Annotated in this window: 5 protein-coding genes and 1 tRNA gene; 1 reads left to right on the top strand and 5 read right to left on the bottom strand. The window is 65.0% G+C overall.

Annotated features, from left to right (window positions below; translation table 11 throughout):
• From AC1DJT_RS35240 to AC1DJT_RS35225, 4 genes are all read right to left on the bottom strand, one after another.
• Nucleotides 1-761 (bottom strand): ABC transporter substrate-binding protein (locus tag AC1DJT_RS35240; protein WP_476835914.1); only part of this gene is annotated, 761 nt, incomplete at its 3' end.
• A gap of 47 nt (nucleotides 762-808) precedes the next feature.
• On the bottom strand, nucleotides 809-1534 hold the full coding sequence (locus tag AC1DJT_RS35235; protein WP_441507463.1) for an ABC transporter ATP-binding protein: 726 nt from the start codon (nucleotides 1532-1534) through the stop codon (nucleotides 809-811).
• Complete coding sequence (locus tag AC1DJT_RS35230) at nucleotides 1531-2295, bottom strand: ABC transporter ATP-binding protein (RefSeq protein WP_476835913.1); 765 nt, start codon at nucleotides 2293-2295, stop codon at nucleotides 1531-1533. The genes AC1DJT_RS35235 and AC1DJT_RS35230 overlap by 4 nt, the downstream gene beginning before the upstream one ends.
• Nucleotides 2292-2945 carry a TetR/AcrR family transcriptional regulator gene (locus tag AC1DJT_RS35225; protein WP_441492674.1) on the bottom strand — a complete coding sequence of 218 codons (654 nt, stop codon included), beginning with the start codon at nucleotides 2943-2945 and terminating at the stop codon, nucleotides 2292-2294. Before AC1DJT_RS35225 ends, AC1DJT_RS35230 begins: the two co-directional genes overlap by 4 nt.
• A gap of 175 nt (nucleotides 2946-3120) precedes the next feature.
• Here AC1DJT_RS35225 and AC1DJT_RS35220 point away from each other — a divergent pair, with 175 nt between their 5' ends.
• A complete protein-coding gene (locus tag AC1DJT_RS35220; protein ID WP_441507465.1) occupies nucleotides 3121-3474 on the top strand; it encodes a hypothetical protein in 354 nt (117 codons plus the stop codon).
• Here AC1DJT_RS35220 and AC1DJT_RS35215 read toward each other — a convergent pair.
• Nucleotides 3448-3524 (bottom strand) — tRNA-Met (locus AC1DJT_RS35215). The genes AC1DJT_RS35220 and AC1DJT_RS35215 overlap by 27 nt on opposite strands.
• Between the last annotated feature and the right edge of the window lie 12 nt (nucleotides 3525-3536).

Raw genomic sequence — 3536 nt, 5'->3', positions numbered from 1 at the left:
ACCTTGAGCCCGCCGAAGCCGGCCCGGAAGAGGTCTTTCAGCATCACGGCGGTGTCGGGCGTATAGCCGCCGAACACGACCGCGTCGGGCTTGAAGCGCAGCACMTCGTCGATCTCGGTGCGATAGGCAGGCTTCTTGTCGTCATAGATCAGGGACGCCGTCTCGCCGCCGCCCTTCTTCACGGCCTCGGTGATATTGTCGAACTGGCTCTTGGCGAAGGGCGTCTGCGGCGACAGGAAGAAGACGCGCTTGGCCTTCTCGGCGATGACGAACTCGCCGAACTTGCGGCCCTGCAGCGTCGTCGTCGGCTGCGTGCGGATCAGATAGCCCTGATGCGGCAACTGCGTGATCGAATCCGCGCCCGAGACGGTCGCCAGGAAGGTCTTCGATTCCCAGCAGAGCGGCGCGACCGCGGTCGTGACCGAGGAGGCCCAGGTGCCGAGAATGGCCGAGACCTTGTCGACGTCGATCAGCTTGCGCGCCGCGCGGACGCCGGCTTCCGGATTGGTCTGGTCGTCCTCCGAGATCAGCTCGATCTTGCGCCCGAGCACGCCACCTGCCGCATTCACCTCATCGATGACGGCCTTGACCGCCTTGACCATCACCGGGCCATAGGGACCACCCGAGCCGGTCAACGGCGTCAGGGTGCCGATCCTGATCGGCGCGCCCTGGGCGAGCGCGAGCTTCGGTAGCGCACTGACACCGGCAAGCGCGGCGRCCCCCGTCAGAAGCGTCCGGCGGTTCGTCATGAAATCGGTCATGGTGATCCCCTTGTCCTTATGTTTCTTGAACTGTGTCGGCGTCGGCTTCAGCCGCCCAGGAAGAGGCGGCGGATATCGGGGTCGGAGGCGAGAGCAGGTCCCGCCCCCTCTCGGCTGTTGCGGCCAGAGACGAGCACATAGCCCCGCGTCGAGATTTCGAGCGCTTCGAGCGCGTGCTGCTCCACCATCAGGATCGGCAAGCCCCCCCTGTTCAGGGCGACGATCGCCTCGAACAGTTCATCAGCCGCCTTGGGCGAGAGCCCGGCTGTCGGCTCGTCGAGCAGCAGCAGGCTCGGCGCATTCATCAGCCCCATCGCCATCGCCAGGATCTGCCGCTGTCCGCCCGACAGCGTACGCGCCAGCGCGCGCCGCTTCTCCGCCAGCATCGGATAGCGCTGATACATCTCTTCGCTGCGCGTCCTGACTCCGCCGGAATCCTGGAAACCGCTGATCTCCAGGTTCTCGGCAACCGTCATCGCACCAAAGACATTGCGTTCCTGCGGTACGAAGCCGATGCCGGCCCGCGCCCGGCCAAGCGCATTCGCAGCCGTGATATCCGCGCCGTTCAGGCTGATCTGGCCCTTGCGCGCCGCAACCAGCCCCGCGACGGTCTTGAGCAAGGTCGATTTACCGGCCCCGTTCGGCCCGATGATCGAAACGATCTCGCCTGGTGCGACCCTGAGCGACGTGCCCTTGAGAATTTCTTCGGCCGCGCCATAGCCGGCGACAACACCTTCGACCGAGAGCAGGGCGGCGCCCGCAGCCGCGCTCAATGCCGCCTCCCGAGATAGGCTTCCTGCACCCGGATGTCGGCGGCGACCTCCTCGAACGAACCCTGGGTCAGGGTCCTGCCCTCGGCCATGACGACGACCGGTTGGCAGAGGCGCTTGATCAGCGCCATGTCATGCTCGATCAGGCAGATCGTCAGGCCTTCACGGTTGAGCCCGACGAGATGCTCGGCGATCTCGTCGGCCAGGCTCGGATTGACGCCCGCCATCGGCTCGTCGAGCAGCAGGATTTTCGGCTTGGCCATCAGGGCTCGCCCGATCTCGACCAGTTTTTTCTGACCGCCGGACAGCGCCGTGACCGGATTATCAAGCACGTGGTCGAGCTTCAGCCGGCGCGCAATCTCGAAGGCGCGCCCTGCCAGCTCGGCTTCGCGGCGGCGTGCGGCAGCAGAGCCGAACAACCCCGCGAGCAGATTCTCGCCGGGCTGATCCGCGCCATAGAGCATCAGATGTTKGAAGACGCTGAGCTTGGGGAAGCCCCGTGCCAGCTGAAAGGTCCGCACAAGCCCCGCCGCGACGAGTTCTTCCGGTGCCAGGCCCGTTGCATCCTTCGGCCCCAGCGCGACTGTACCGCCCTTGGGCCGGTACAGTCCGGATACAGCATTGAACAAGGTCGATTTGCCGGCACCGTTGGGGCCGATCAGGCCGGTAAAGCTTCCGGCCGGCACGGCGAGATCGACACCGCGCAGCACATGCACGCCGTAGAAGTCGAGCTTCAGGCCCGTGACCGTCAGCAGCGGCGTCATGAAGCCTGTGCCCCCGCAACCGACCGGCGTGAGGGCGATGTCTGTGTCGGAAAATGCTGGCGGACCTGAAGCTTCCAGAAATTCAGCATCTCGGCGTAATAGGCTGGGTCCTTCCGCAGCACGGTCTGGGCGATCATGCCGCGCACCAGGCACATCGTGGCGTTCATCACCACGCGGGTATGGTCCGCATCGACCTTGGTGCGGGCGGCGAGTGCGGTCCAGACCGCATCCAGACCAGCGTGGAATTCTCGCACCACGGGCACGAGATCAGCCCGGAACTCGTCATTATGCCGCGCCTCCGGCAGGAACTCCATGGTCACATAGAACAGCCGGTCCGACATCATCTGCCAGATGTAGTCGACGATCTCGTCGCTGGAGCCACCCCGCTCTGCGAAGGCCTCGGCGAAGCGATGCAGGTTGCGCGAGGAACGCCCGAGCAGATCGGCGACAGAAGCCGTGATGATCGCCTCGCGCCCGGCAAAGTGATGCGTCAGCGCGCCACGCGAGACGCCGGCGGCGCGGGCAATTTCGGGGGTGGTCGTGCGTGCGAGCCCGCGATCATGCATCAGATCGATCGTCGCATGCATCAGCCGCGCAGAGGTGTCCGCGCTGCGTTCCTTCTGCGATCGCCTCTTGCCGGTTCCGGTCAAGCTGCCCCTCCACTTTCAGCCGAGAGCAAGCCTGTGATCGCATTTACAAACAGTCAAGACTGTTTCTACGACGACGGTGCTGAGTTGCGTGCTGAACGGGTAAGCGGCAAGACACACTGAGGATCCGGCCAAAGCCAAGGCCGGTCAGCCCGCGGATTCTGCAGGGAGCCATGGCATGTCGTTCAGCTGGGACGAGGCCGTTGCCTACGCACTGACGCTTCCTGGCGCCGGGATTTCAACCAGCGACGGCCTGCTGGCGGTGAAGGTAAACGGCCGGGATCAATCGCGCCCGCGACTGGAACGCCAGCCGCCCGCGCTTGCGGGTGAAGCGGTAGCGGCCAGCCGCAGCGCTTTATCTGGTCCTGGCGCCAGGCCGGCGGGAGTCGGTCGGTCCATCCGCGGGACCATGCTGATCCGCGTGCCGAGCCTTGTGTTCCGCGGCTTAGAACGCAGAAAGCCCGCAGCGTTTATCGCGGCGGGCTTGAGTGTTTTTTGGGATTTTTGGTTGCGGGGGCCAGATTTGAACTGACGACCTTCAGGTTATGAGCCTGACGAGCTACCGGGCTGCTCCACCCCGCGGTAATGGGAACG

The sequence above is a fragment of the Allobosea sp. 05T422_2 genome (genome assembly GCF_056396265.1).
Note: the sequence above shows the minus strand (reverse complement) of the source record. Positions and strands in the feature narration are given on the sequence as shown.